At 42.9% G+C, this 20,641-nt stretch carries 21 protein-coding genes, 1 tRNA gene and 1 other annotated feature; of the genes, 3 read left to right on the forward strand and 19 right to left on the reverse strand.

Features of this window, described 5'->3' with window-relative positions; all coding sequences use genetic code 11:
- Window positions 1-18: 18 nt before the first annotated feature.
- The 10 genes from IGJ42_RS09840 to rplU all read right to left on the reverse strand — a co-directional run bounded on the left by IGJ42_RS09840 (window position 19) and on the right by rplU (window position 7,112).
- Window positions 19-552 carry a GNAT family N-acetyltransferase gene (locus tag IGJ42_RS09840; protein ID WP_016620451.1) on the reverse strand — a complete coding sequence of 178 codons (534 nt, stop codon included), beginning with the start codon at window positions 550-552 and terminating at the stop codon, window positions 19-21.
- A gap of 96 nt (window positions 553-648) precedes the next feature.
- Window positions 649-1,557 (reverse strand): diacylglycerol/lipid kinase family protein, encoded by a 909-nt coding sequence (locus IGJ42_RS09845; RefSeq protein ID WP_008378502.1) that lies wholly within the window; start codon window positions 1,555-1,557, stop codon window positions 649-651.
- A 145-nt stretch (window positions 1,558-1,702) separates the two neighbouring features.
- On the reverse strand, window positions 1,703-2,494 hold the full coding sequence (gene phnE / locus IGJ42_RS09850) for a phosphonate ABC transporter, permease protein PhnE (protein ID WP_008378503.1): 792 nt from the start codon (window positions 2,492-2,494) through the stop codon (window positions 1,703-1,705).
- Complete coding sequence (gene phnE / locus IGJ42_RS09855; RefSeq protein WP_005235330.1) at window positions 2,491-3,273, reverse strand: phosphonate ABC transporter, permease protein PhnE; 783 nt, start codon at window positions 3,271-3,273, stop codon at window positions 2,491-2,493. Before phnE (IGJ42_RS09855) ends, phnE (IGJ42_RS09850) begins: the two co-directional genes overlap by 4 nt.
- Window positions 3,270-4,058 (reverse strand): phosphonate ABC transporter ATP-binding protein, encoded by a 789-nt coding sequence (gene phnC, locus IGJ42_RS09860; protein ID WP_005235328.1) that lies wholly within the window; start codon window positions 4,056-4,058, stop codon window positions 3,270-3,272. Before phnC ends, phnE (IGJ42_RS09855) begins: the two co-directional genes overlap by 4 nt.
- Before the next feature lie 95 nt (window positions 4,059-4,153).
- The gene (gene phnD, locus IGJ42_RS09865) at window positions 4,154-5,089 is read right to left on the reverse strand and encodes a phosphate/phosphite/phosphonate ABC transporter substrate-binding protein (protein ID WP_005235326.1); all 936 of its coding nucleotides are present in this window, start codon (window positions 5,087-5,089) and stop codon (window positions 4,154-4,156) included.
- A gap of 463 nt (window positions 5,090-5,552) precedes the next feature.
- A complete protein-coding gene (locus IGJ42_RS09870; RefSeq protein ID WP_005235322.1) occupies window positions 5,553-6,017 on the reverse strand; it encodes a GNAT family N-acetyltransferase in 465 nt (154 codons plus the stop codon).
- A gap of 109 nt (window positions 6,018-6,126) precedes the next feature.
- A complete protein-coding gene (gene rpmA, locus IGJ42_RS09875) occupies window positions 6,127-6,420 on the reverse strand; it encodes a 50S ribosomal protein L27 (protein WP_003126181.1) in 294 nt (97 codons plus the stop codon).
- 12 nt (window positions 6,421-6,432) lie between these two features.
- A complete protein-coding gene (locus tag IGJ42_RS09880; protein WP_005225752.1) occupies window positions 6,433-6,777 on the reverse strand; it encodes a ribosomal-processing cysteine protease Prp in 345 nt (114 codons plus the stop codon).
- Between the two features lie 26 nt (window positions 6,778-6,803).
- On the reverse strand, window positions 6,804-7,112 hold the full coding sequence (gene rplU / locus IGJ42_RS09885) for a 50S ribosomal protein L21 (RefSeq protein ID WP_430615283.1): 309 nt from the start codon (window positions 7,110-7,112) through the stop codon (window positions 6,804-6,806).
- Between the two features lie 19 nt (window positions 7,113-7,131).
- Window positions 7,132-7,202 (reverse strand) — a sequence feature (ribosomal protein L21 leader region).
- 169 nt (window positions 7,203-7,371) lie between these two features.
- On the opposite strand from rplU, the gene IGJ42_RS09890 reads away from it, so the two are divergent.
- A complete protein-coding gene (locus tag IGJ42_RS09890; protein WP_034872574.1) occupies window positions 7,372-8,025 on the forward strand; it encodes a uracil-DNA glycosylase in 654 nt (217 codons plus the stop codon).
- Window positions 8,026-8,042: 17 nt separating this feature from the next.
- Here IGJ42_RS09890 and leuD read toward each other — a convergent pair whose 3' ends face one another.
- From leuD to IGJ42_RS09910, 4 genes are read right to left on the reverse strand one after another with little or no spacing between them, the layout of a single operon-like run.
- Entirely contained in the window at window positions 8,043-8,630 is a 588-nt protein-coding gene (leuD, locus tag IGJ42_RS09895; RefSeq protein WP_016612252.1) for a 3-isopropylmalate dehydratase small subunit, read from the reverse strand.
- Complete coding sequence (gene leuC, locus IGJ42_RS09900) at window positions 8,630-10,012, reverse strand: 3-isopropylmalate dehydratase large subunit (protein ID WP_016612253.1); 1,383 nt, start codon at window positions 10,010-10,012, stop codon at window positions 8,630-8,632. Before leuC ends, leuD begins: the two co-directional genes overlap by 1 nt.
- Window positions 9,993-11,057 (reverse strand): 3-isopropylmalate dehydrogenase, encoded by a 1,065-nt coding sequence (gene leuB / locus IGJ42_RS09905; RefSeq protein WP_142971930.1) that lies wholly within the window; start codon window positions 11,055-11,057, stop codon window positions 9,993-9,995. The genes leuC and leuB overlap by 20 nt, the downstream gene beginning before the upstream one ends.
- Window positions 11,054-12,574, reverse strand: coding sequence for a 2-isopropylmalate synthase (locus IGJ42_RS09910; RefSeq protein ID WP_430615286.1), 1,521 nt, complete (start codon window positions 12,572-12,574; stop codon window positions 11,054-11,056). Before IGJ42_RS09910 ends, leuB begins: the two co-directional genes overlap by 4 nt.
- 575 nt (window positions 12,575-13,149) lie before the next feature.
- On the opposite strand from IGJ42_RS09910, the gene IGJ42_RS09915 reads away from it, so the two are divergent.
- Complete coding sequence (locus IGJ42_RS09915) at window positions 13,150-13,848, forward strand: O-methyltransferase (protein ID WP_034872576.1); 699 nt, start codon at window positions 13,150-13,152, stop codon at window positions 13,846-13,848.
- Window positions 13,849-13,993: 145 nt separating this feature from the next.
- Window positions 13,994-14,067 (forward strand) — tRNA-Arg (locus IGJ42_RS09920).
- A 319-nt stretch (window positions 14,068-14,386) separates the two neighbouring features.
- Here the strand turns inward: IGJ42_RS09920 and IGJ42_RS09925 are convergent.
- The 5 genes from IGJ42_RS09925 to trpC form a co-directional block, all read right to left on the reverse strand.
- The gene (locus IGJ42_RS09925) at window positions 14,387-16,567 is read right to left on the reverse strand and encodes an AAA family ATPase (protein WP_430615288.1); all 2,181 of its coding nucleotides are present in this window, start codon (window positions 16,565-16,567) and stop codon (window positions 14,387-14,389) included.
- Between the two features lie 703 nt (window positions 16,568-17,270).
- Window positions 17,271-18,047, reverse strand: coding sequence for a tryptophan synthase subunit alpha (gene trpA, locus IGJ42_RS09930; protein WP_005235298.1), 777 nt, complete (start codon window positions 18,045-18,047; stop codon window positions 17,271-17,273).
- On the reverse strand, window positions 18,044-19,237 hold the full coding sequence (trpB, locus tag IGJ42_RS09935; RefSeq protein ID WP_315040054.1) for a tryptophan synthase subunit beta: 1,194 nt from the start codon (window positions 19,235-19,237) through the stop codon (window positions 18,044-18,046). Before trpB ends, trpA begins: the two co-directional genes overlap by 4 nt.
- Window positions 19,234-19,881, reverse strand: a complete 648-nt coding sequence (locus IGJ42_RS09940; RefSeq protein ID WP_422705906.1) for a phosphoribosylanthranilate isomerase — start codon at window positions 19,879-19,881, stop codon at window positions 19,234-19,236. Before IGJ42_RS09940 ends, trpB begins: the two co-directional genes overlap by 4 nt.
- Complete coding sequence (trpC, locus tag IGJ42_RS09945; protein WP_086316286.1) at window positions 19,878-20,636, reverse strand: indole-3-glycerol phosphate synthase TrpC; 759 nt, start codon at window positions 20,634-20,636, stop codon at window positions 19,878-19,880. The genes IGJ42_RS09940 and trpC overlap by 4 nt, the downstream gene beginning before the upstream one ends.
- Window positions 20,637-20,641: the final 5 nt, after the last annotated feature.

Here is a 20,641-nt window from a genome sequence, read left to right on the forward strand (position 1 = left end):
TTCAAAAGTCAGGATGTGTTAGGCTTTTTCATTGGGAATGAACGTTGGCACCTGATCAGGAAACCATTGCAGTTCTTTTTGCATCCAAATCACATCGTGCCATTGATTGAACTTATAGCCGACATGCGCAAAATCAGCAACTTTCCGATACCCAAGCTTCTCATGAAAAGCCTCGCTTTGTTGATTGCCTCCTGTAATACACGCAGTCAGATTGACCACGTTTTGCACTTTTAATTTTTCTTCAAGCCCTTGATAAAGAGCGGTGCCGAGCCCTTTTGCTTTGGCATCCGGCGCTAAATAAACGGTTACTTCAACGGTCCAATCATACGCCGCCCGTTCTTTATAGGCTGACGCATAGGCATAACCGACAATTTCACCAGCCTCTTCTGCAACGAGATACGGGTAGCGTTTCAAGGTCTTGGCGATGCGTTCCGCGAATTCTTGAACCGATGGCACCTCAGTTTCAAAGGTAATCGGTGTATTTTCTACATAATAAGCATAGATTGCTGTCAAGGCTTGGGCATCTGCAATCGTGGCAGAACGTATCGTCATAGAACCCCTTCTTTCAGTAAATTTTTTCCCAGTATACTCTTTCTGAATAAAAAAAACAATCCGCTTTTGACGGATAGTTTCCTAGTTATGAATGATTTAACGGGCTTTTTCAACTCCGCAATACACGGTAAGATGTTGCGGCAGCACCGCTACTGTGATTGGCAATTCCGGCCCTGGATCACCATCGACATTCGTTTCGATCGTTGCCCCATCCGTCAAACGAATCGTTGCTTTATCAAAAGTTTGATAACCAAGAACATCATTTGATTCCGTAACTCCTTTGAGAAGCTCAGGCACGCTTTTGACAGTTTCCCAAAGATTCGTATCCTTTAAGTAGATCAGATGTAATTTGCCGTCATCGGTACTCGCTTTAGGCAAAAGAGATTCGAAACCGCCGATCGTATTGGATGAACCAACGATCATCGTACTGCTTTCCACAGCGATCGTCGTTTTTTCGCCATTATTTTCGGCGGTCACTTCAAACGGATGACTTTCATTTTTCCGCACTTCCCGTAGACCAGAAACAAAATAGGCCATTTTTCCCAGCTTGGTTTTTTCTTCAACTTCCACATTGTTGATCGCCGCTGGAATCATACCAATCGCCACTACATTGGTAAAATAGTCTTGATTAACCTGCCCAATATCGATTTTGCGGGTGTGATCCACTGCAAATGATTCGATGGCTTCCTTGGGATCTAGTGGAATCGCTAATGCTCTGGCTAAATCATTTACTGTGCCCAGCGGGAAGAAACCGAAATTTGGTCGTTTGTCATGAGGAGCTAAGCCATTGACCGCTTCATTGACGGTACCATCACCGCCCATTGCGAAGACACTGTCAAATTCTGCTGCTGCCTCAGAGGCAAAACGTGTAGCATCTCCTTCTTTTTCGGTATGTTTGACAACGACTTCTGAAAAAGCTTCCCGCAGCTTTTCTTCTGCCATCTCCTCAAATTCTTTCGCTTGTTCCCCACCAGAACTTGGATTGACGATCAATAATGCTTTCATAAAACAGCCTCCTTGTTTGGGTTCATTTTCTATGAATCCAGTATAACAAGTTTCACGAAACCTGTCTTAAACGACATCCGCCTATCCGCTGCAAAAAAACACAGCCTATGCAGACTGTGTTTTTTCGAGTACGCACCTCATTTTATTAAACCAATCGTTTACGCAAGCGCCCAGAAATAAAATCAATGATCGTGACCGTCACAACGATCCCTAATAAAATGATTCCTACACGGCTCCATGATCGCGCATTGATGGCAAAGATCATCGGCGTACCGATCCCACCTGCCCCTACGATCCCTAAGATCGAAGCTGAACGGACAGCCAGTTCAAAACGATACAAGGTAAAAGAAAGAAATTCTGGAATCAATTGTGGCAATGTCGCAAAGCCTAACACATCCCAACGATTTCCTCCCGCACTAACGACCGATTCTGAAGGACCGTGATCCATGTTCTCGATCGCTTCGCTATAGAGTTTCGCCAACATCCCAATGGAATGGACACTAACTGCCAAAACACCAGCAAAGGATCCGGGACCCACTGTTTTGATGAACATGATCGCTAAGACGATTTCTGGAAACGTTCGAATCGCCGTCAGCACGATTTTACCGAAACCTGATAGCCAGCGAGGGCTGTTTTTGCTGCGCGCCGCCCAAAAGGCAAAAGGAATACTTAATATTGAGGATAAAAACGTACCCACAAAGGCGATCGCAACGGTTTCGATCATCAAACTGATCAAATCTTCGCCATCACCGGTATAAACATAGCCCCAATCAGGATGGATCAGGCCATAAAAGATTGAGCCGACAATTTGACCGACATTTTCTTTAACACCCGCAAAAGGCACGCCAGCAAAAGCCCAAATATAAAGGAGGATAACGACTACTGCGATCAGCCAATTCCGTATTTTTTTCTTTTTCGGTTCTGCTGGCAACATCATAACAATCGCTCCCTTAATCTATTACTGATGGTATCAATCACCAAAACAACTGCAAAAATCACTAAGACGATAATCGACGTCTGGTCATATCGAAATTGGCTTAAAGATCGTTGTAAGAAAACACCGATTCCGCCTGCGCCGATATACCCAAGAATCGTCGATGCCCGCACATTGATCTCAAAGGCATAAAGCAAGTAACTAAGAAAATGGCTCATGACTTGCGGTACGACTGCATAGCGGATGATGTCAAACTTCGATCCTCCAGAAGCTGTGATTGCTTCGATCGGACCTTCATCAATCGTTTCAATCGATTCATAAAACAATTTGGTGATCATCCCAAAAGAAAACACAGAGATGGAGATCACCCCGGCAACGGGACCGATTCCGACAATGGCAACAAATAAAGCCGCCAGCATCAAATCAGGTACTGTCCGAATGATATTTAAAACAAAACGGAAACAACCGCTGATCCAATGATTCGTCATGATATTTCGTGCTGCTAAAAGCGAAAACGGAAAGGCCGCCAGTGCACCAAAGGTCGTGCCGATGATCGCCATTTGGATCGTTTGCAAAATCGGCTCAACAATGATTTTGGCATATGCCCAATCAGGATGAGCCATCTTTTGTAAAATGACATTCATTTGACTGCTATTGCTAAAGAACCGTGCCAAATCAACGCCTGAAATAGAGCCGCTAACGAACAATACCACTAAAAAAATGACGAGCCACAGAACATTTTTCCATAGTCCGCTGCGTTTCGGCAACGTATTTGTCGTCATTGTCCTGCCCCTTCCTGCTCTTCTATGATCTCGCTGCCATAAATCTGTTTCAATCGCTGATCGGTCGCTTCACTGACAGGGCCATCAAAAACCAAGCCTCCGTCTCGCAACCCGATGATCCGCGTGCCGTACTCTCTTGCCAATTGGACAGAATGCAAATTGACTACGATGGTAATCCCCAGATCTTGATTGATCCGTTTTAAGTCATTCATGACTTTTTCAGTGGTTAAAGGATCTAAGGAAGCAACCGGTTCATCCGCTAAAATAATCTTCGGCTCTTGCGTCAAAGCACGGGCAATCGAAACCCGCTGCTGCTGACCGCCAGACAATTCATCGGCTCGAGTATAGACTTTTTCTGCTAAATTGACCCGCTGCAGCGATTGATAAGCCAGCTCTTTATCCGCTTGCGGGAACAAACCAAGCAACATTTTGATCGTTGGGTGATAAGCTACTCGCCCAGTTAAGACATTTCGCAAGACACTCGAACGTTTCACCAAATTAAAGCTTTGGAAAATCATGCCAATGTCTCGACGAATCAAGCGTAGCTCTCTTCCTTTTGCTTTTGTGATCGACTTGCTATCGATTAAAATCTCGCCACTCGTGATCTCGTGCAGTCGATTGATGGAGCGCAGCATCGTTGATTTTCCTGCTCCTGATAAACCCACTACGATGACAAATTCCCCTTTTTTGATATCGATGTTTAAGTCCTTCAAACCTAATACCCCATTTGGGTATTGCTTGGTCACATTCTGAAATGAAATAATCGTTTCGTTCTCTAGAGCCATGATTCTCCTACTTTCTTTCCATTAGGTAAAAATTGCTTTCCATTCGAAAAGGGTACCTCAACTACCGGTACCCTCCCGATCTATTCATCTATTAGTTATTGTCCGACTTGTTCCGCATACTCTCTTACGATGTCGAAATTGCTGTCTTGTGAAACAACGTATCCTTCATGAGAGTAAATATCAGAGATGATTTGTTTTCCTTCTTCATCTTTACCGATCGCGATAAAGGCATCTTGGATTTTTTTGTCCCACTCTTCACTCATATCGCTGCGAACACTGATCGTATCGTTCGGGATCGGTTCGGTAAAGTACATTGGTTCTACCTCATCCATGATTTCTGGGTAATCATTTTTGACCGTGTTGCGGGCATCTTCAAAAACGAACGCTGCGTCAACGTCGCCATTCAAGACAGATAAGACCGCTTGGTCATGGCCTTTGACTTGAACAGTCGTCACATCCGTATTGATATCGATGCCTGCTTTTTTCATTTCTGCTACTGGCCAAACATAACCGGCAGAAGAAGTAACATCTTGCGTGGCAATCGTTTTGCCTTTTAAATCTTCCAACTCTTTGATATCGCTGCCGCTTTTTACGACGATCATTGAGCGATAGCTATCAACCAATTCATCCGTTGATTCCCCACCAGGCTGCTTGATGCCATAACGCTGTGCTTGTAATAGCACCTTAACATTGCTTTGTTCATTTGCTAAAACATAGGCATTCGGCGGTAAAAAGCCGACATCTACTTGTTTCGAAGCCATTGCTTCGACGATTGTATTGTAGTCAGTGGAAACACTCACAGTGACTGGAATCCCCAATTCATCACTTAATAATTGCTCAAGTGGTTTTGCTTTTGCTTCTAATGTTTCTGCTGCTTGTGATGGAACAAATTGAACGGTCAACTTTTCTGGTACATATCCTGCTTCTTCAGCCGCCGAGTCAGTACTTGCTCCACCTGAGCCACATGCCGCCAGCGTAACTGCTGCCACCAAACCTAAACCAAACATTGCCGTTTTCTTCCAAACTTTCATCACTTTTTCTCCTTTTCATTAAAAAAATCGAACTCACGGAATTCCGAACTTTCCTTTTTGATTATAAAAAATCAACGAACCAAAAACAATCTTTTTCGAATTACGAACGTTTTCTTTTTTGATAATGTTCGTGTTTTTACCAAAATCATTCGTGAGCACATTCTCAATAATCAACGTTTTTCGAAAGTTTCTTTCCATTTGTTCTACTTCCTCAGAGTATCAAATGAATATAAGGTTTGTGTTGTCAACGTGTAAAGATTTCGTTAATCGCAAAAGGAACTTTGTGAACAACAAAGCATGGATATACTCGTAATTCTTACCCTAAGTGCACAAAATTTCTTGAAAAATCTAGCCAGAAAATGACGGCACACTTTTTGGACCGGAAAAACACCAATAAAAAAAGCAGAGAATCCCCTTAAGAACCTCTGCCTTTGACCTCATTTTTTACTGTAGAAAGAGTCATTTACCCTTGATCCGTTGGCAGCTGCAACAAGAGTACATGCTCGTTATCAATCATTTCACCTGTCAAGACAAAGCCGTTTCGTTCGTAAAGCTTTGTTGCGATCTCGTTGCCATCTACAGCGGAGATCCTTAATTCTTGCGCTTGGATATGGGTTTTGAACCAATCTAACCCAGCAAGAAACGCCTGACTGCCTAACCCTTGATTTTGGAATTTTTCTGCGATCATAAACCGCTCGATCCACCACGAAGCTTTTGGATAATCCTCATCCGCTTCGTAAAAACTAAATAAGAGAAAGCCGACCATATCCTCACCATTGTAGAGGGCAAATGCCTGACGTGGTTCCTCATAGATCGCCTCTAACATTGAGTACCAATTGGGCGCAACAAAATCTTCTTGCTCCTTCGTTGTCTTCAAATTCATGCACGCACGATAGTTTTCCTTCGTGATTTCTTTTAATTGAATCATTGCTTCACTCCTTATCTAAGCTATTATAAATAACTATTTCGTTAAAACGGTTTCATTGGTGTATAAAAAAACACCCAGGTTACTTTTACGTAATCTGGATGTCATTTTCTTATGCTTCTTGCGCTACTGGATAAACAGATACTTGTTTTTTGTCGCGGCCTTTACGTTCGAAACGAACAACGCCATCAACTTTTGCAAACAATGTATCATCTCCACCGATACCTACGTTTACCCCTGGGTAAATTTTAGTACCGCGTTGGCGATAAAGGATTGATCCGCCTGAAACGGTTTGACCGTCAGCACGTTTCGCACCTAAACGTTTTGATTGAGAGTCACGTCCGTTAGAAGTAGAACCCCCACCTTTTTTGTGAGCGAAGAATTGCAAATTCATTTTCATCAACATGAGATGCACCTCCTAGTTTTCTTTAGTAGTTTTGATTTGGATATAATCGTTGTACTCTTCTTGAACTGATTGCAAGCCGATCAACAAATTTTCTAAAAGAATTTGTGCGATATTCGACTGCTCTTGGGTCAAACGAGAAGGCAGTGTGACTAATAAGTACCCACCATTTTCGTTATCTGCTTCAACTTTTGGCGCAACGCCAGCCAAAGCATCGATCCCATTGACTGCACTGATCGCTAAAGCGGATGCTGCAGCACAGACGATGTCTTTGCCGTATTCTCCTGCTTGTGCGTGTCCAGCTAGTTCAAAAGAAACAATCCGACCAGAGTCATTTCGTTTGAATGTCCCTTTGATCATATTCGTTACCCTGCTTTTCGTAAGAATTAAGCGTTGATCGCGTCAATAACAATTTTTGTGTAAGGTTGACGGTGACCTTGTTTACGGTGTGAATGTTTTTTAGGTTTGTATTTGAAAGTTACGACTTTCTTTTGTTTGCCGTGTTTTTCAACAGTTCCTTCAACAGTTGCTCCTGCAACGATTGGGGCACCTACTTTTGTTGATTCGCCACCTACTAAGATAACTTCATCAAAAGTAACCTTTTGTCCAGCTTCAACGTCTAATTTTTCAACGTAGATTGCTTGACCCACTTCAACTTTTACTTGTTTACCACCAGTTTTGATAATTGCGTACATGCTCTACAGCACCTCCTTATAATATACTTAGACTCGCCATCCCAAGTGACTTTCGTACTTACTACTTGTTCTGTGCGGTTGTAGCTGTGGAGTCCACAATTACAACAGATTAACTTTATCAAAATGTTTTCCTAAAGTCAATCACTAATTAAGGAAAAGACAGAATTCTTTTGCTACTAGTCATTTCCTTTTGTGCATTTTTTATTTTCTATTACTATAGAAGAAAGAGCACAAGCGAAACAGAATGGGAGGAGTTTTCATGCAATACCCCAAAGAATTAGCCACTGCCGTTCAACAGGCATCCCGCAGTTATCCGTTGGAAGGATTTGTTCCAGGTCAAGGACCGCTGCAGCCCAAATTGATGATCGTTGGTGAAGCCCCTGGTCGAACCGAAATCGAGAATTTTATTCCTTTTAGCGGACAAGCAGGAAAAGAATTGATGAAATCGTTGGCTTTAGCCGGTTTGACCCGTGAGGATGTCTACATCACCAGCGCTGTCCGCAGCCGTCCATATTCCGTCAAAGAACGAATCAACAAGCGCAGCGGTGCCCATGAGATCGTCCATCCCAATCGGACACCTACCAAAAAGGAAGTCTTGCTACACGCACCACTGCTTGACTACGAGTTGTCCATCGTGGATCCGCCCGTCATTGCAACTGTTGGCAATATCGGACTACAGCGATTATTAGGCAACGCCTATTATATCAAAGACCACCATGGCGAAGTGATCCGTTCCAAAATTCAAGAAAGCAATCCGACAAAGGATGGCTATCAATGGTCGGAAAAAGAATATCTGATCGTGCCGATGTATCATCCCGCTGCGATCTTTTATAATCGGACGTTGACTCCGCAAATCGAAGCTGATTGGCGAGGGTTAAGAAACATTCTTTCACAAATACCAGCCGACGAATAACGACCAGTCCCCTAGCCCTACTGCCAATACGCTGGAATCGTCTGCTCATAGGCGGTGATTTTCGCCTCTTCCTGCAAGGTGATACTGATCTCATCGAGACCGTGGATCAATTTGTGTTTCCAGGTAGCATCGATTGCAAAGAAATGCTCCTCCCCGGCAACGATCACACATTGCCTCGGCAAGTCGATGCTGATTTTTTCAGAAGCAGGCAGCGAGGCGATCCTTTGGCGAACAGTCAAAGGCAGCTCGATGGGCAGCAGCCCGTTTTTGGTGGCATTCATATAGAAAATATCACCGAAGCTGCCAGCAATCACGGCTTTAAAGCCGTAATCCAACAGCGCCCATGCCGCATGCTCTCGAGAAGAGCCAGAACCAAAATTATCACCAGTGACGAGGACTTGAGCGGTCTGATATGCTGGATCATTCAAGATAAATGCTGGATTAGGCTTGCGTTGCGGCAAATAGCGCCAATCGTCAAATAAAAATTCGCCAAACCCCGTTTTTTCAACGCGCTTCAAATAATTTTTCGGTAGGATTTGATCGGTATCGATATTGTCATTCATCAAAGGCAGCGTCGTACCTTCAAATTGCGTAAAAGCTTCCATTAACCAACACCTCCAACCACTTCTCGTACATCGACAAAACGCCCATGGATCGCAGCTGCTGCCGCCATTGCTGGACTACAAAGGTGCGTCCGAGCGTTTTTCCCTTGCCGTCCAACAAAATTCCGGTTTGACGTGGAGGCACAGTGGACGCCTTCTGGTACTTTATCAGGATTCATTCCTAGGCACATGGAGCAGCCAGGCTCCCGCCATTCAAAACCAGCCTCAATAAAGACTTTGTCTAAACCGATAGCTTCCGCTGCTTTACGAACAGGGCGTGAACCAGGAACGATAATGCCAGTGACCCCTTCTTTGATGGTCTGACCTTTCAAAATCGCCGCTGCTTCTTGCAGATCAGACAAACGACCATTGGTACACGATCCGATAAAGATGTATTCGATGGGGATATCGGCAGCCGTCTGTCCGGGGTGCAGTGCCATATATTCATAGGCTTGCTGATCATTGTGATCTCGCACTTCAGGAAACGTTTCGCTGACCGGTACTCCCATTTCTGGATTGGTGCCCCAAGTGATGTAAGGTTCTAAGGTTGCTGCGTCTAAGGTGATCAGGGCATCATAGTTGGCACCTTCATCGGTATACAGGGTTTCCCAATCCGTCACCGCACTGGCAAACGCTTGTGGCGCAAAGCGTCGATCCTTCACATAAGCAAAGGTCGTTTCATCAGGTGCGATCAAGCCCATTTTCGCCCCACCTTCGATCGACATATTGCAAATGGTCATGCGCTCTTCCATCGTCAGGTTGCGGATCGTTTCGCCAAAGAATTCTACGGCATAGCCACCACCAAAATCTGTGCCATGCGTCGCGATCAATGCCAAAATAATATCTTTGGCGTACACCCCCGGCTGCAGCTGACCGGTGATCTCAACTCCCATGCGTTTCGGTTTTGTCTGCCAAATCGTCTGTGTCGCAAAGACATGCTCCACTTCACTCGTACCGATCCCAAATGCGATCGCGCCGAAAGCACCATGGGTGGCAGTATGGGAATCACCGCAAACGATCGTTTTTCCTGGTTGGGTCAAGCCTACTTCTGGGCCAACCATATGGACAATTCCTTGGTTGGCAGAGCCATTGTCACACAATTCGATCCCAAAATCATGACAGTTTTTACGTAACGTATCCATTTGCTTTTTTGCAACCAGATCGGTGATGGTAAAAATATCTTTGGTAGGCACATTATGATCCATTGTTGCGAAGGTTTTTTCGGGACAGCGAACTGTCCGTCCCGCTTGCCGCAATCCTTCGAAGGCTTGCGGCGTCGTCACTTCATGGATCATATGCAGATCGACATAAAGCAGCTGCGCCTGCCCTTCTTCTCCTGTGATCACATGCCGATCCCATAGTTTATCAAACAGCGTTTTCCCCATAATTGCTCACTCCTAACTGTGCAATAACCGCTTCTGTAAAGGCAGTTGTCGTTGCCGTCCCACCTAAATCACGGGTCAAGATTCCCGCATTCATTACCTCATAACACGCACTTTCGATGGTATCTGCCAGCTGTTCCTCTTGAAAGGACTCTCTTAGCATCATCACGACAGACAAAATCATGGAAACCGGATTGGCACAATTTTGCCTAGCAATATCCGGTGCCGAGCCATGGATCGGTTCATATAAAGAAACCCCTTCTGCACCATGGCTTGCGCTTGGTAGCACCCCTAATGACCCCGGCAAAACCGAGGCTTCATCACTTAAAATGTCGCCAAAGAGATTTTCGGTCACGATTACATCAAAGTCTTTGGGATTTTGGATGATTTTCATAGCGGCGGAATCAACATATTGATGAGTCAACTGACAATCCGGGAAATCCTGTGCCGTTTCTTCCGCTAATCGGCGCCAAAGCCGGCTAGTCGCCAACACATTTGCTTTATCGACAGAGAGAACCCGCTTCTTCCGCGTACGGGCGATCTCAAAGGCTTTACGCAAAATCCGTCGAATCTCTGCTTGGTGATAATGATTGATGTCGTAGGCTTCTTCAGGTTTTTCTGCTTTTTCGCCAAAATAGATACCGCCAGTCAACTCACGAACGATGACAAAATCTGTCCCTCGAAGGATCGTTTCTTTGATGGGAGACAAAGCAATCACCGCATCAACTACTTTGATGGGTCGAATATTGGCGTATAGACCTAACGCTTGACGCAGATTCAAAAGTCCTTTCTCGGGTGTTGTCGGTGCGTTTTCCCAAGCTGGATCACCGATGGCTCCTAAAAGGATCGCATCCGCCTGCTGGCAAGCTTGTAGTGTTTCTTGCGGCAATGGCTCTCCAGTAAGTGCCAGCGCCGCCCCACCAAATGGCCGCTGGTCAAAATGAAAGCGTTGGAGATGGTTCGGACAAGCCGCTTTCAATACCGCAAGGGCACTGTCCATAATTTCTGGTCCGATGCCATCTCCTGCTAAAACCACGATCTTTTTCAAACAAGGACACCTCGATTCTTTAGAGCTGCGCTAGCCTGTACATATGCTTTGGCTGACGCCTGCAAGACATCAAAGTCTAAGCCGATCCCGCTGATTTTTTCATTGGTTTTCTGGCATTCAATGACCACGTGCACTTCCGCTTGCGCATCTTCCCCACTGGTCAAGGCAGTGATCTCATAATTTAACAACTTCGGCTGCTGCTGGAAAATCTGATCGATCGAGTTGTAGATAGCTTGGATACTGCCGGCACCGATGGCTGATGCCACTTGTTTTTCCTCGTCTTTGATGATAGAAACCACTGCTCCTTGATGGCCATTGGACACGTATTGTAGCTGAACGGCGTCCAACTCGCAGCCGCCTTTTTGGCTGCGGCCTTGATCGGCCACCAAAGCCAGCAAATCTTGTTCGGTCACTTGCTTCTTTTTATCTGCCAATTCTTTGAAGCGTTTAAACAATTCGTTGGTTTCTTCTTGGTCAAACTGGTAGCCCAGTTGCTGCATTTTATCGACAAACGCATGGCGGCCAGAAAGTTTGCCTAAAGGCAACGAGTTGGTTTCTACCCCCACCAACTGTGGGGTAATAATTTCGTAGGTCTCAGGATTTTTCAAGACGCCATCTTGATGAATCCCTGATTCATGGGCATAAGCATTGCCTCCGACGATCGCTTTGTTTTTCGGTACCGTGATTCCTGACAAACGTGCCACCAGATCGCTGGTTCGTTTTGTTTCGTTTAATTTGATGTTGGAGGTAGCCTGATAGAAATCATTGCGAATATGCAACGCCAAGGCCACTTCTTCTAATGCAGTATTGCCCGCTCGTTCGCCGATCCCGTTGATCGTTCCTTCCACCCGATCAGCACCATTTTCAATAGCCGCCAGCGCATTGGCTGTCGCCATTCCCAAGTCATCATGACAATGGGAAGAAAAAATGATCTGCTGCTCGCTTTTGATATTGGCGATCAAATAGGCAAAAAGCGCACCATATTCTGTAGGATTGGTAAATCCTACTGTATCGGGCACATTGATGATCGTCGCGCCGGCATCAATCGCTGTTTGAACCGCCTCAAGCAAGAAGGCTTTATCGGTGCGGGTGGCATCTTCTGGCGAGAATTGAACTTTTTCAAAGCGTTCACGCGCATAAGTCACATGTTCTTTGATGGAAGCGAGTACTTCTGCTTTCGTCATATTCAGCTTGTACTGGCGATGCACCTTACTCGTTGCTAGAAAGACATGGATCTGTGGATCGACGGCTTGATAAAGAGCTTCATAGGCACGATCAATGTCTTTTTTTTGACAACGGGCAAGTCCTGCAACGGTCATTTTCGTCACCGCCCCAGCAATCGCTTTGACTGCTTGAAAATCTCCTTCTGATGCAATCGGAAAACCTGCTTCGATCGTATCGATGCCCCATTTTTCTAATTGCAGCGCCAGTTGAACCTTCTCTTTCGTATTAAAGTTGACTCCCGGGGTCTGTTCACCGTCTCGCAATGTCGTATCAAAAAACTGGATTTTTCTCATCACTATTTCCTCCTTAGCAGTGGTAGGAGCACGCTTGGCGCGACCTCATTCAAACACAATTGAAAAAATGGTATAAAAAAAGCACTCCATAAAGGGTTTCCTTCATGCAATGCGAATAGGACTCTTCAAATGATGCCTTAAAAAAGGCGGGTCATAGAAAAAGAGTCCTTACGATAATAATAATAAAAATGCAGCTGTTTGTTTCAATCGTTTATCCATCGTCGTCACCTATCACTTTTTTTATCTTGTTATGAAGATACCAAACAGCAGGTTCCTCTGTCAACACTTTTCCCTGAATTTTCTGAATATTTCGATAAAAAGTTCGTTTTTGCCCTGTTGATGGGTTGCTTTTCTTCTTGATGAAAATTTAAGCAGAACCTGACGAGATCTTCACAGGATTTTAACCAAACCTCCACATAACACCGTTATGATAGAAATATCCCAAAAATATTTTTCACCCCTTTATCCTGCCAGTCTTATGACTGGTTTTTTTGTTGTTCCAAAGACTCGAAAAGATTGAACTTAAGGTGAGTTATTCGTATAATAAGGGGCAGCGATAAATTAGGAGGATGAAGATGCGCAACGAAATGATGCATCGTCCAGTAGTCAAACCAGAACTAGTGGCGTTTATGCGTGAAAAACAAAAGCAATTACCCGGCGAACTTGGTGAAATCGAGCAAGCCGCTCATGAAAAAGAAGTGCCAATCATCCCACATGAAACAGTGGTCTTTTTGCAGTTTTTATTAGGACAACTCCAGCCAAAAGAAATCCTTGAGATCGGCACAGCGATCGGTTTTTCTTCAAGCTTGATGGCGCAATGTGTGAAAGATGGTCATGTCACAACGATCGATCGCTTTGACGTCATGATCCGCAAAGCCAAAGAAACTTACGCTCGCTTAGGAAATGAAGAAAAAATCACGCTATTAGAAGGACAAGCGGCAGACGTTCTACCTACATTGAGTGGCCCTTATGATTTTATCTTCATGGACAGCGCCAAATCAAAATACATTGAATTTTTACCAGAATGTCTGCGTCTATTACGCAAAGGCGGTGTGCTGATGGTGGATGACGTATTTCAAGCTGGAACGATTCTACACCCCATCGAAGAAATCCCTCGTAACCAGCGAGCGATCCATCGCAAATTGAATCTTTTCTTGGATACCGTGATGAACCATCCTCAGCTGACCTCCACGCTTGTCCCTTTAGGAGATGGTGTGATTCTCATTACGAAAGAAGCAGATAGCGTAATTCTTGAGGAACCTGAGAAAGGTTGAGGGCAGCTGCGCTTCCTTTTTTCAAAGAAAAAATAAGAAAAGGGCGAAAAGCGATTGACATTGCTGCGCCCTTTTTCTATAATGTTATTTGTTGCTGATTGATTTCAACAGCTTAGGCGAAGTGAGCATTCGCTGAAATTTATTTGTTCCAGTAGCTCAGCCGGATAGAGCATTCGCCTTCTAAGCGAACGGTCGGGGGTTCGAATCCCTCCTGGAACGTTATATTATCGTGCACAGCGCTAGCAAATCGTTAGGAATCTTGATTCCTAGCTTTTTTTTATGAGATTATCACGAACCTATTTCCCACTGCTTCGTATTAAAAATTCAGTCAAACCTTGTCTTTCTCATAAACATTTCTTTTAAAGATTGATGATTTCTACAACTTTAGTTTCTCTAGGATTACTAGCGGTGTTCACATCTTTGAAGGCATCGGCGGCGATTGGTGCTCTTTTTTTATTTTATCCAGAAAACCACAAGAAATGAGCCTTAGTCGTCATTTCTTGTGGTTTTCTTTTTGGACTTATGTCACAGTCCCGTCTTATCCATTTTTTGTAGCATTCTTCCAATGTTTATTAAAATGAACTACCGCTCCATTATCATCAAAACATTTTTTCATCATATTTTTGATATCTTCTCTACCTTTCCCATTTAAATCAGCCTCCAAATCTGGAAAATAGTGAGAATTAGTATTAAATAAATTTTTTGCATCTTTGTTGCTCTTATAAAAGTCTTCCTTTCCATTGAAGACAACATATGTTTCAATAATACGTCTGATAGGATTTAACATCATTTCGGGTTTATCTTCTGTGTACAAGAATACTAGTTCATGCCATAAAGCTTCATAGTTTGTCTTAAAGTCTTGATTTTTATTCTCAATTCTACTAATTTTTGTTTGATTATCACATCGTTGTAACTTGTAAAAATTGCTTTCTTCAAAAGCATTTTTTTTATCTCTTCTATTTTTAATCTCAAACGAGCAGTTCAAGTAGAAAAAAGTATTGTGTGTAAGCAAAATGAACTGGTCTGAACAACTTTTCTTATCGCACATTTTTATTACTTTTTGTAGTTCATCAATAATCAAGTATTGCATTGTATCATCATTTGAAGTCATTGGATCATCAAAAACAATAACCTTGTTAGTAACATTCGATAAATCTGAAACTTCCGAGAGTTTTTCAATAAAATATAAAAATGCAATAATATTCTTTTCGCCCGTTGATAACTCAGTTATGGGTCTTATTTCTCCTTGATGGTTTTTTATTTCGTAAAATTCTTGATCATCAACTTTCTTTCTGATCATTTCAAATGATACCAAATATCTTAACTTGTTGTTGATATTATGCGCAAGCTTTTCAGTATTTTTTGTCTTGTTTTTGAGAGCAGATATTTCATTGTCAATTTCACCAATTTTATCTTTCTCATTTTTTATTTTAGCTACTTCAACATTAAAATTACTTTGTGCTTCTGCTTCTCTTCTATCTAGTGCTTCCAACTTAACTAGCTCAGAATCCAACTTGAATTTATCAATTGTTTTTTTTACTTCATGAAGTCTTAAAGCACGCATTGCTTCACTTTGTTTAGTTTTCAGATTATTTGAAAAATTATTATTCAAATTTACTATTTCCTCATATTCAAAAATAACATCATCAAAATTTTCTGGAAAATCTAAATTTAATGCTGCATCCTCTTTGAACAAGTTCTTTTCTTTTTCATTTAAGGCAGACAAAAGAGCTTCTAAAAAAGAAATTTGATTCTTAACTAATAAGGTCATATTATTGTTGAGATCTCCTACCCTTTCTAAGTAATCAGGGTAAAAATCATTTGTGTTTACTGTTAAAGCTGAAATAGTGTTTCTCAAAGCTTCAATTTTCTCTTTTCCGTTTAGAATTCTTTTTTTTAAAAGCTCTACCTCATCTGCCGAAAAATATTTTTTTAGTTTGGTCAATCGTTCTTCTGTAACTATATTTCCACAAAAGGAACATTTATCTCCCGAATTGTGTATATGAATTCCTTTTTCTGCAAAGTTGGTTTTTTGAGGATTATCAGATAATTCTTCTAGCACTATTTTACTTTCTACTTTAGCTTCAAGTATCTCATTCACAGACTCTTGATATTTAGCAAAATTAATTTTGGGAAATGTTATAGTTTTCGCTGTTTTCTTTTCTGATTTTAGTATACTGTTATTTTTTTTAATATCGTTTTGTTCAAGAAGATTTGCATATGGAATCTCGCGTTTAAAGGTGTCTTTACGGTATGTGCGTGCATTTTCAACTAGTCGGTTATCCTTAGCTATTTTTGCTGCAGACTGAGTATAGAATGACTCGATTTCTTTATTCTTGTTCTTCTTTTCCTTCTTACTATCTTCAAGTTTCGAAAATACATTCACTATCTTTTTGTTTTCAGGCTCCCTAATTTCCTTTGACATTTTTTCTATGTTTAAAATTAAATTGTCTTTTTCAGCCTCTTTATCTGTAATTTGTTCGTTTATAGAAGTATTCTCTTCGCCGAGTGTAACTGCATTCAATTTTTTATCTTCTCCGATAATAGAATCAAAACCTTGAAATACACGAATATCTAGACTATCGCCATACTGTTCATTCACAAGATTAGTAATTGTCGATTTACCAGTACCATTTTTTCCAAAAACAAAATTAATAGGTTTGTCAAATTCAATATCACTATTCGAAAAAAATACTGTGCTACTAAAATCCAGCTTCATAATTGCCTCCTTGTCTCTTCTCATAAGTAAATACCTTGTTCTAATATAAGAAACAGATTGTGATTTATTTCATTATAGCAAAACGAATTGAAGCATACCTAGTTAAATTGTAAAATTAAATATAAAAACGTTTATAAAATAGATATCATAATAAATTCAACAATATTTTCGTCTATTTTTTGAATCCAATTACTTCGTTTATATTTGATTGTCTAAATGCTTTTCCGTTAAAGAAATATGTATCTCGCCAATAAATCATATCATGTAAATTACAAGATCAAACACATAATAATAAAGCTTCTTTTCATCAGGTTGAATCTTGTTTAACAATAATATACTTACTACGAGGAATCCTATTTAACATAATACTAATAAAAAAGAAGAACTTCTGATGCTCCTTGAATAGGTTTACGAAAAATGCCACACATTAATCCCAACACAAAAAGGAGACTGCAAATTTTCACTACTATTATTGGCGCAAGCAAACAACCTAAATTTCCTAAACATTGTATGCGAGACAGTCACCATCGACACCGATACACTGGCATAATCACAACAATTTAGGCTGATCTTCCATCAACCTTTTTTCTTTTCCACTTCACATATCACGTTCTTTTTTTCCATAGCAACCCATCAGTATCTCGAATACTATTTTCTCATAAAAAAAAGAACCCAACTCGGGTTCTTTCCTTCACATTGTTTTCTATGGCTTACCAACAAGTTCTGCTAACAGCTCACTGACTTTAGGCAGTGGCTCGTTTTGTAGCGCTGCTACGATTTTTGAACCGATCACTACCCCCTCACACACACTGGCAAAGCGCTGCACATCTGCGTGGGTCGAGACCCCGAAACCAGCTAATACTGGAATCGGACTTTTTTCCGAAATGGCTTGCAAATGCTGATCCAGCTGTTCGTTGTATTGGCGATCTTCTCCAGTGACACCGTTCACTGTCACAGCATAAACGAATCCTTCCGCGTCTTCGATCAGCGTCTGAATTCTGTCTGGAGGACTGGTCAAAGAGACCAGTGTGATCAGCGCGAGATCCGCCGCATCAAAAGTAGGGGTTACTAGTGATCGATGTTCAAAAGGTAAATCTGGAATAATCAACCCTTTCACATTTGTCGCTTTTAACTCATTTGCTAACTGTTCAATCCCATAATGAAAGAATGAATTGGCATACCCCATCAATACCAGTGGAACCTCGGAATGGATGGTTTGCAGCAAAGCAATGATCTTTTTTAAAGTGGTCCCATTGGCTAATGCCTGCATTCCAGCTGCTTGGATGACCGCTCCATCTGCGACTGGGTCTGAAAAGGGCACGCCGATTTCAATGGCGGCTGCGCCATGTGTCGTCAACAGTTCGATTTCTGCTGGCAGGCGTTCCAGTCCGTTGGCACCCGCCATAATATAAGGAACAAATAGTGGCTTGCCTTGTTTTTGGCGCTCCTTTAGTTTCATCGTCAATGTTTTGCTGGTCATTTCGCTGCTCCTTTCCGGTCTTTGATTTGTTGAACATCTTTGTCCCCTCGCCCAGACAAGCAGATCACTAAGCGTTCTTCGGGTGTCATGATTGGGGCTAGCTTTAGGGCATAGGCAACGGCATGAGCACTTTCCAAAGCAGGAATAATGCCTTCGATTTGAGACAAGAGATAAAAGGCGTCAACGGCTTCTTCATCAGTGACAGCGAAATACTCCGCTCGCTCAATCTCCTTCAAGTAAGAATGCTCGGGACCGACCCCTGGATAATCCAAACCAGCTGAAATCGAATAAGGTTCGATCACTTGCCCATCATCGTCTTGCAGCAGATACATTTTGGTACCATGTAAAATACCGATACTGCCTTTCGTCAAGGTCGCCGCATGCTCAGTAGTATCCACACCTTTCCCAGCTGCTTCAACGCCAATCAAACGAACGGTCTGATCATCGATAAAAGGGTAAAACATTCCCATCGCATTGCTGCCGCCGCCAACACAAGCAACGACTGTCGTCGGTAGTCGTCCTTCTTTTTCTAATAGTTGCCGTCGTGTCTCACTGCCAATCACACTTTGAAAATCTCGAACGATCTCTGGAAAAGGATGCGGACCGAGTACGGAACCCATCACGTAATGGGTGTCCTCGACGGTTGCGACCCAGTAACGCAGCGCTTCATTGACAGCATCTTTCAATGTCTGATTGCCTGAAGTGACTGAAACCACTTTTGCTCCCAACAATTCCATTCGAAAGACGTTTAGTGCTTGGCGCTGAACATCTACCGCACCCATAAAAATCGTGCATTCCATACCGAACAACGCGGCCGCAGTCGCTGTGGCGACGCCATGCTGTCCAGCACCGGTCTCCGCTACCACTTTCTTTTTCCCCATCCGCTTTGCTAATAACACTTGCCCTAGCGCATTATTGATTTTATGGGCGCCCGTATGATTCAAATCTTCTCGCTTCAGATAAATTTTGGCACCGCCTAAGTGTTGTGACAAGCGCTGTGCATGATAAAGGGGGGTCTCTCTTCCTACATACTCTTGCAAATATTCCTGTAATTCTGCTTGAAAACTTGCGTCCGCTTGTGCTTCACGATAGACAGTTTCCAATTGCTTGACTGCATACATCAATGTCTCTGGCACAAACAGCCCGCCAAAAGAACCATAAAAACCTGCTTCTGTGGGGTATTGGGTCATTTTATCTTCTCCTTTACTAAGTAAATAAATTGTTCGATTTTCCGACTGTCTTTCTTCCCCTGGGTTTCAACGCCTGAAGAAACATCGACAGCATAAGGCCTAAAAAGTTGGATCGCCTCTTCTACATTTTCCGCGTGCAAACCGCCAGCAATAAAAAATCGCTCAGACAACGGCAACGGTTTTCTCGCCGCTTTTTGCCAATCAAAGGATTGGCCGTTGCCGCCAGCATAAGGGTGATCTCTTACTGGAGCGTCCAATAACCCAAAATCTGCATCGCAGCTTAGGAAATCTTGTTCTAAAGTCTCTGCTTCTCCATCAAAGGCTTGGATCACTGCGATCTTTTGATGCGCAAAAATGCCTGTCTGGATGGCTGTTTGCAAAGATGGCAGAACCTTTCCATGGAGCTGAATCGCTGTCAGCTGGGCGGCTTGAATTGCCACTTGCACTTCTTCAAAACTTGGAGAAACGAAAACCCCGACTTTCCCTACATTTTGGGGTACTTGCTCCGTTATCTTGCGGACTTGTGTCGGATCGATTCTCCGACGGCTTTCGGCAAAAACAAAGCCAAGGTAATCTGCTCCTGCACTGATGGCAGTTTCGACATGCAGCCGTTCGGTGAGTCCACAAATTTTCACTTTGGTCATCGGCGGCTCACCTGCAAATCTGCAGCTGTTTCAGCAATTCGATTGCTTCTCATCAACGTTTCTCCAACGAGGACTCCATGATAAAACGGTGCTAGCTGCAGCACATCGGAGGAAGTTCGAATACCAGATTCACTGATGTAAACCGCCTCTGACGGCTGAGGTGCTAAAGCAACACTGACATCCAAGGAAACGTCAAAGGTTTTTAGGTCACGATTGTTGACGCCGATGATTTTGGCCCCTAAGGCTTGGGCTTGTTGAAATTCAGCCGCATTATGAGTCTCAACGAGTACTTCCAACCCTAGTGCTATTGCCTCTTGATGAAGTATGGCTAAGCGTTCTGGTTTTAAAGCGGCCACGATCAATAAAACAATACTGGCACCCGCATTCTTGGCGCGAATCAATTGTTTTCTGTCGATAATAAAGTCTTTGCATAGTATAGGCACCGAAACGGCATTACTGACTGCTTCAAGATCTGCCAGCGAGCCTTTAAAAAACTGCTGGTCGGTCAAAACGGAAATCCCGCTGACACCCGCGGCTTCATAAGCTTGCGCTTGTGTGACTGGGTCAATCCCTTGGTTGATATCTCCTTTTGAGGGTGAAGCACGCTTGATTTCAGCAATGAGGTGCATCTTTTGTGGTTGGTCCTTGACTTGCTGATAAAATGATGGACGTTTCGCTACGACCTTTTCGATTTCTTGTGGCATCGCGGCAACTTCTTCAACTTTTTTCTGGATGATCGTTTCTAAAAAATCCATGATTC

Origin of the sequence: Enterococcus sp. DIV1067f, assembly GCF_050543505.1 — a bacterium.
In the GTDB taxonomy this organism is placed as follows: Bacteria; Bacillota; Bacilli; order Lactobacillales; family Enterococcaceae; genus Enterococcus_D; species Enterococcus_D entomosocium.

Bases quoted from the DNA above. Each gene is read 5' to 3' on its own strand.
- IGJ42_RS09840 (WP_016620451.1), bottom strand. From the start codon at position 552: ATGACGATACGTTCTGCCACGATTGCAGATGCCCAAGCCTTGACAGCA.
- IGJ42_RS09845 (WP_008378502.1), bottom strand. From the start codon at position 1,557: ATGAAAGCATTATTGATCGTCAATCCAAGTTCTGGTGGGGAACAAGCG.
- phnE (WP_008378503.1), bottom strand. From the start codon at position 2,494: ATGATGTTGCCAGCAGAACCGAAAAAGAAAAAAATACGGAATTGGCTG.
- phnE (WP_005235330.1), bottom strand. From the start codon at position 3,273: ATGACGACAAATACGTTGCCGAAACGCAGCGGACTATGGAAAAATGTT.
- phnC (WP_005235328.1), bottom strand. From the start codon at position 4,058: ATGGCTCTAGAGAACGAAACGATTATTTCATTTCAGAATGTGACCAAG.
- phnD (WP_005235326.1), bottom strand. From the start codon at position 5,089: ATGAAAGTTTGGAAGAAAACGGCAATGTTTGGTTTAGGTTTGGTGGCA.
- IGJ42_RS09870 (WP_005235322.1), bottom strand. From the start codon at position 6,017: ATGATTCAATTAAAAGAAATCACGAAGGAAAACTATCGTGCGTGCATG.
- rpmA (WP_003126181.1), bottom strand. From the start codon at position 6,420: ATGTTGATGAAAATGAATTTGCAATTCTTCGCTCACAAAAAAGGTGGG.
- IGJ42_RS09880 (WP_005225752.1), bottom strand. From the start codon at position 6,777: ATGATCAAAGGGACATTCAAACGAAATGACTCTGGTCGGATTGTTTCT.
- rplU (WP_430615283.1), bottom strand. From the start codon at position 7,112: ATGTACGCAATTATCAAAACTGGTGGTAAACAAGTAAAAGTTGAAGTG.
- IGJ42_RS09890 (WP_034872574.1), top strand. From the start codon at position 7,372: ATGCAATACCCCAAAGAATTAGCCACTGCCGTTCAACAGGCATCCCGC.
- leuD (WP_016612252.1), bottom strand. From the start codon at position 8,630: ATGGAAGCTTTTACGCAATTTGAAGGTACGACGCTGCCTTTGATGAAT.
- leuC (WP_016612253.1), bottom strand. From the start codon at position 10,012: ATGGGGAAAACGCTGTTTGATAAACTATGGGATCGGCATGTGATCACA.
- IGJ42_RS09910 (WP_430615286.1), bottom strand. From the start codon at position 12,574: ATGAGAAAAATCCAGTTTTTTGATACGACATTGCGAGACGGTGAACAG.
- IGJ42_RS09915 (WP_034872576.1), top strand. From the start codon at position 13,150: ATGCGCAACGAAATGATGCATCGTCCAGTAGTCAAACCAGAACTAGTG.
- IGJ42_RS09925 (WP_430615288.1), bottom strand. From the start codon at position 16,567: ATGAAGCTGGATTTTAGTAGCACAGTATTTTTTTCGAATAGTGATATT.
- trpA (WP_005235298.1), bottom strand. From the start codon at position 18,047: ATGACCAGCAAAACATTGACGATGAAACTAAAGGAGCGCCAAAAACAA.
- trpB (WP_315040054.1), bottom strand. From the start codon at position 19,237: ATGACCCAATACCCCACAGAAGCAGGTTTTTATGGTTCTTTTGGCGGG.
- IGJ42_RS09940 (WP_422705906.1), bottom strand. From the start codon at position 19,881: ATGACCAAAGTGAAAATTTGTGGACTCACCGAACGGCTGCATGTCGAA.
- trpC (WP_086316286.1), bottom strand. From the start codon at position 20,636: ATGGATTTTTTAGAAACGATCATCCAGAAAAAAGTTGAAGAAGTTGCC.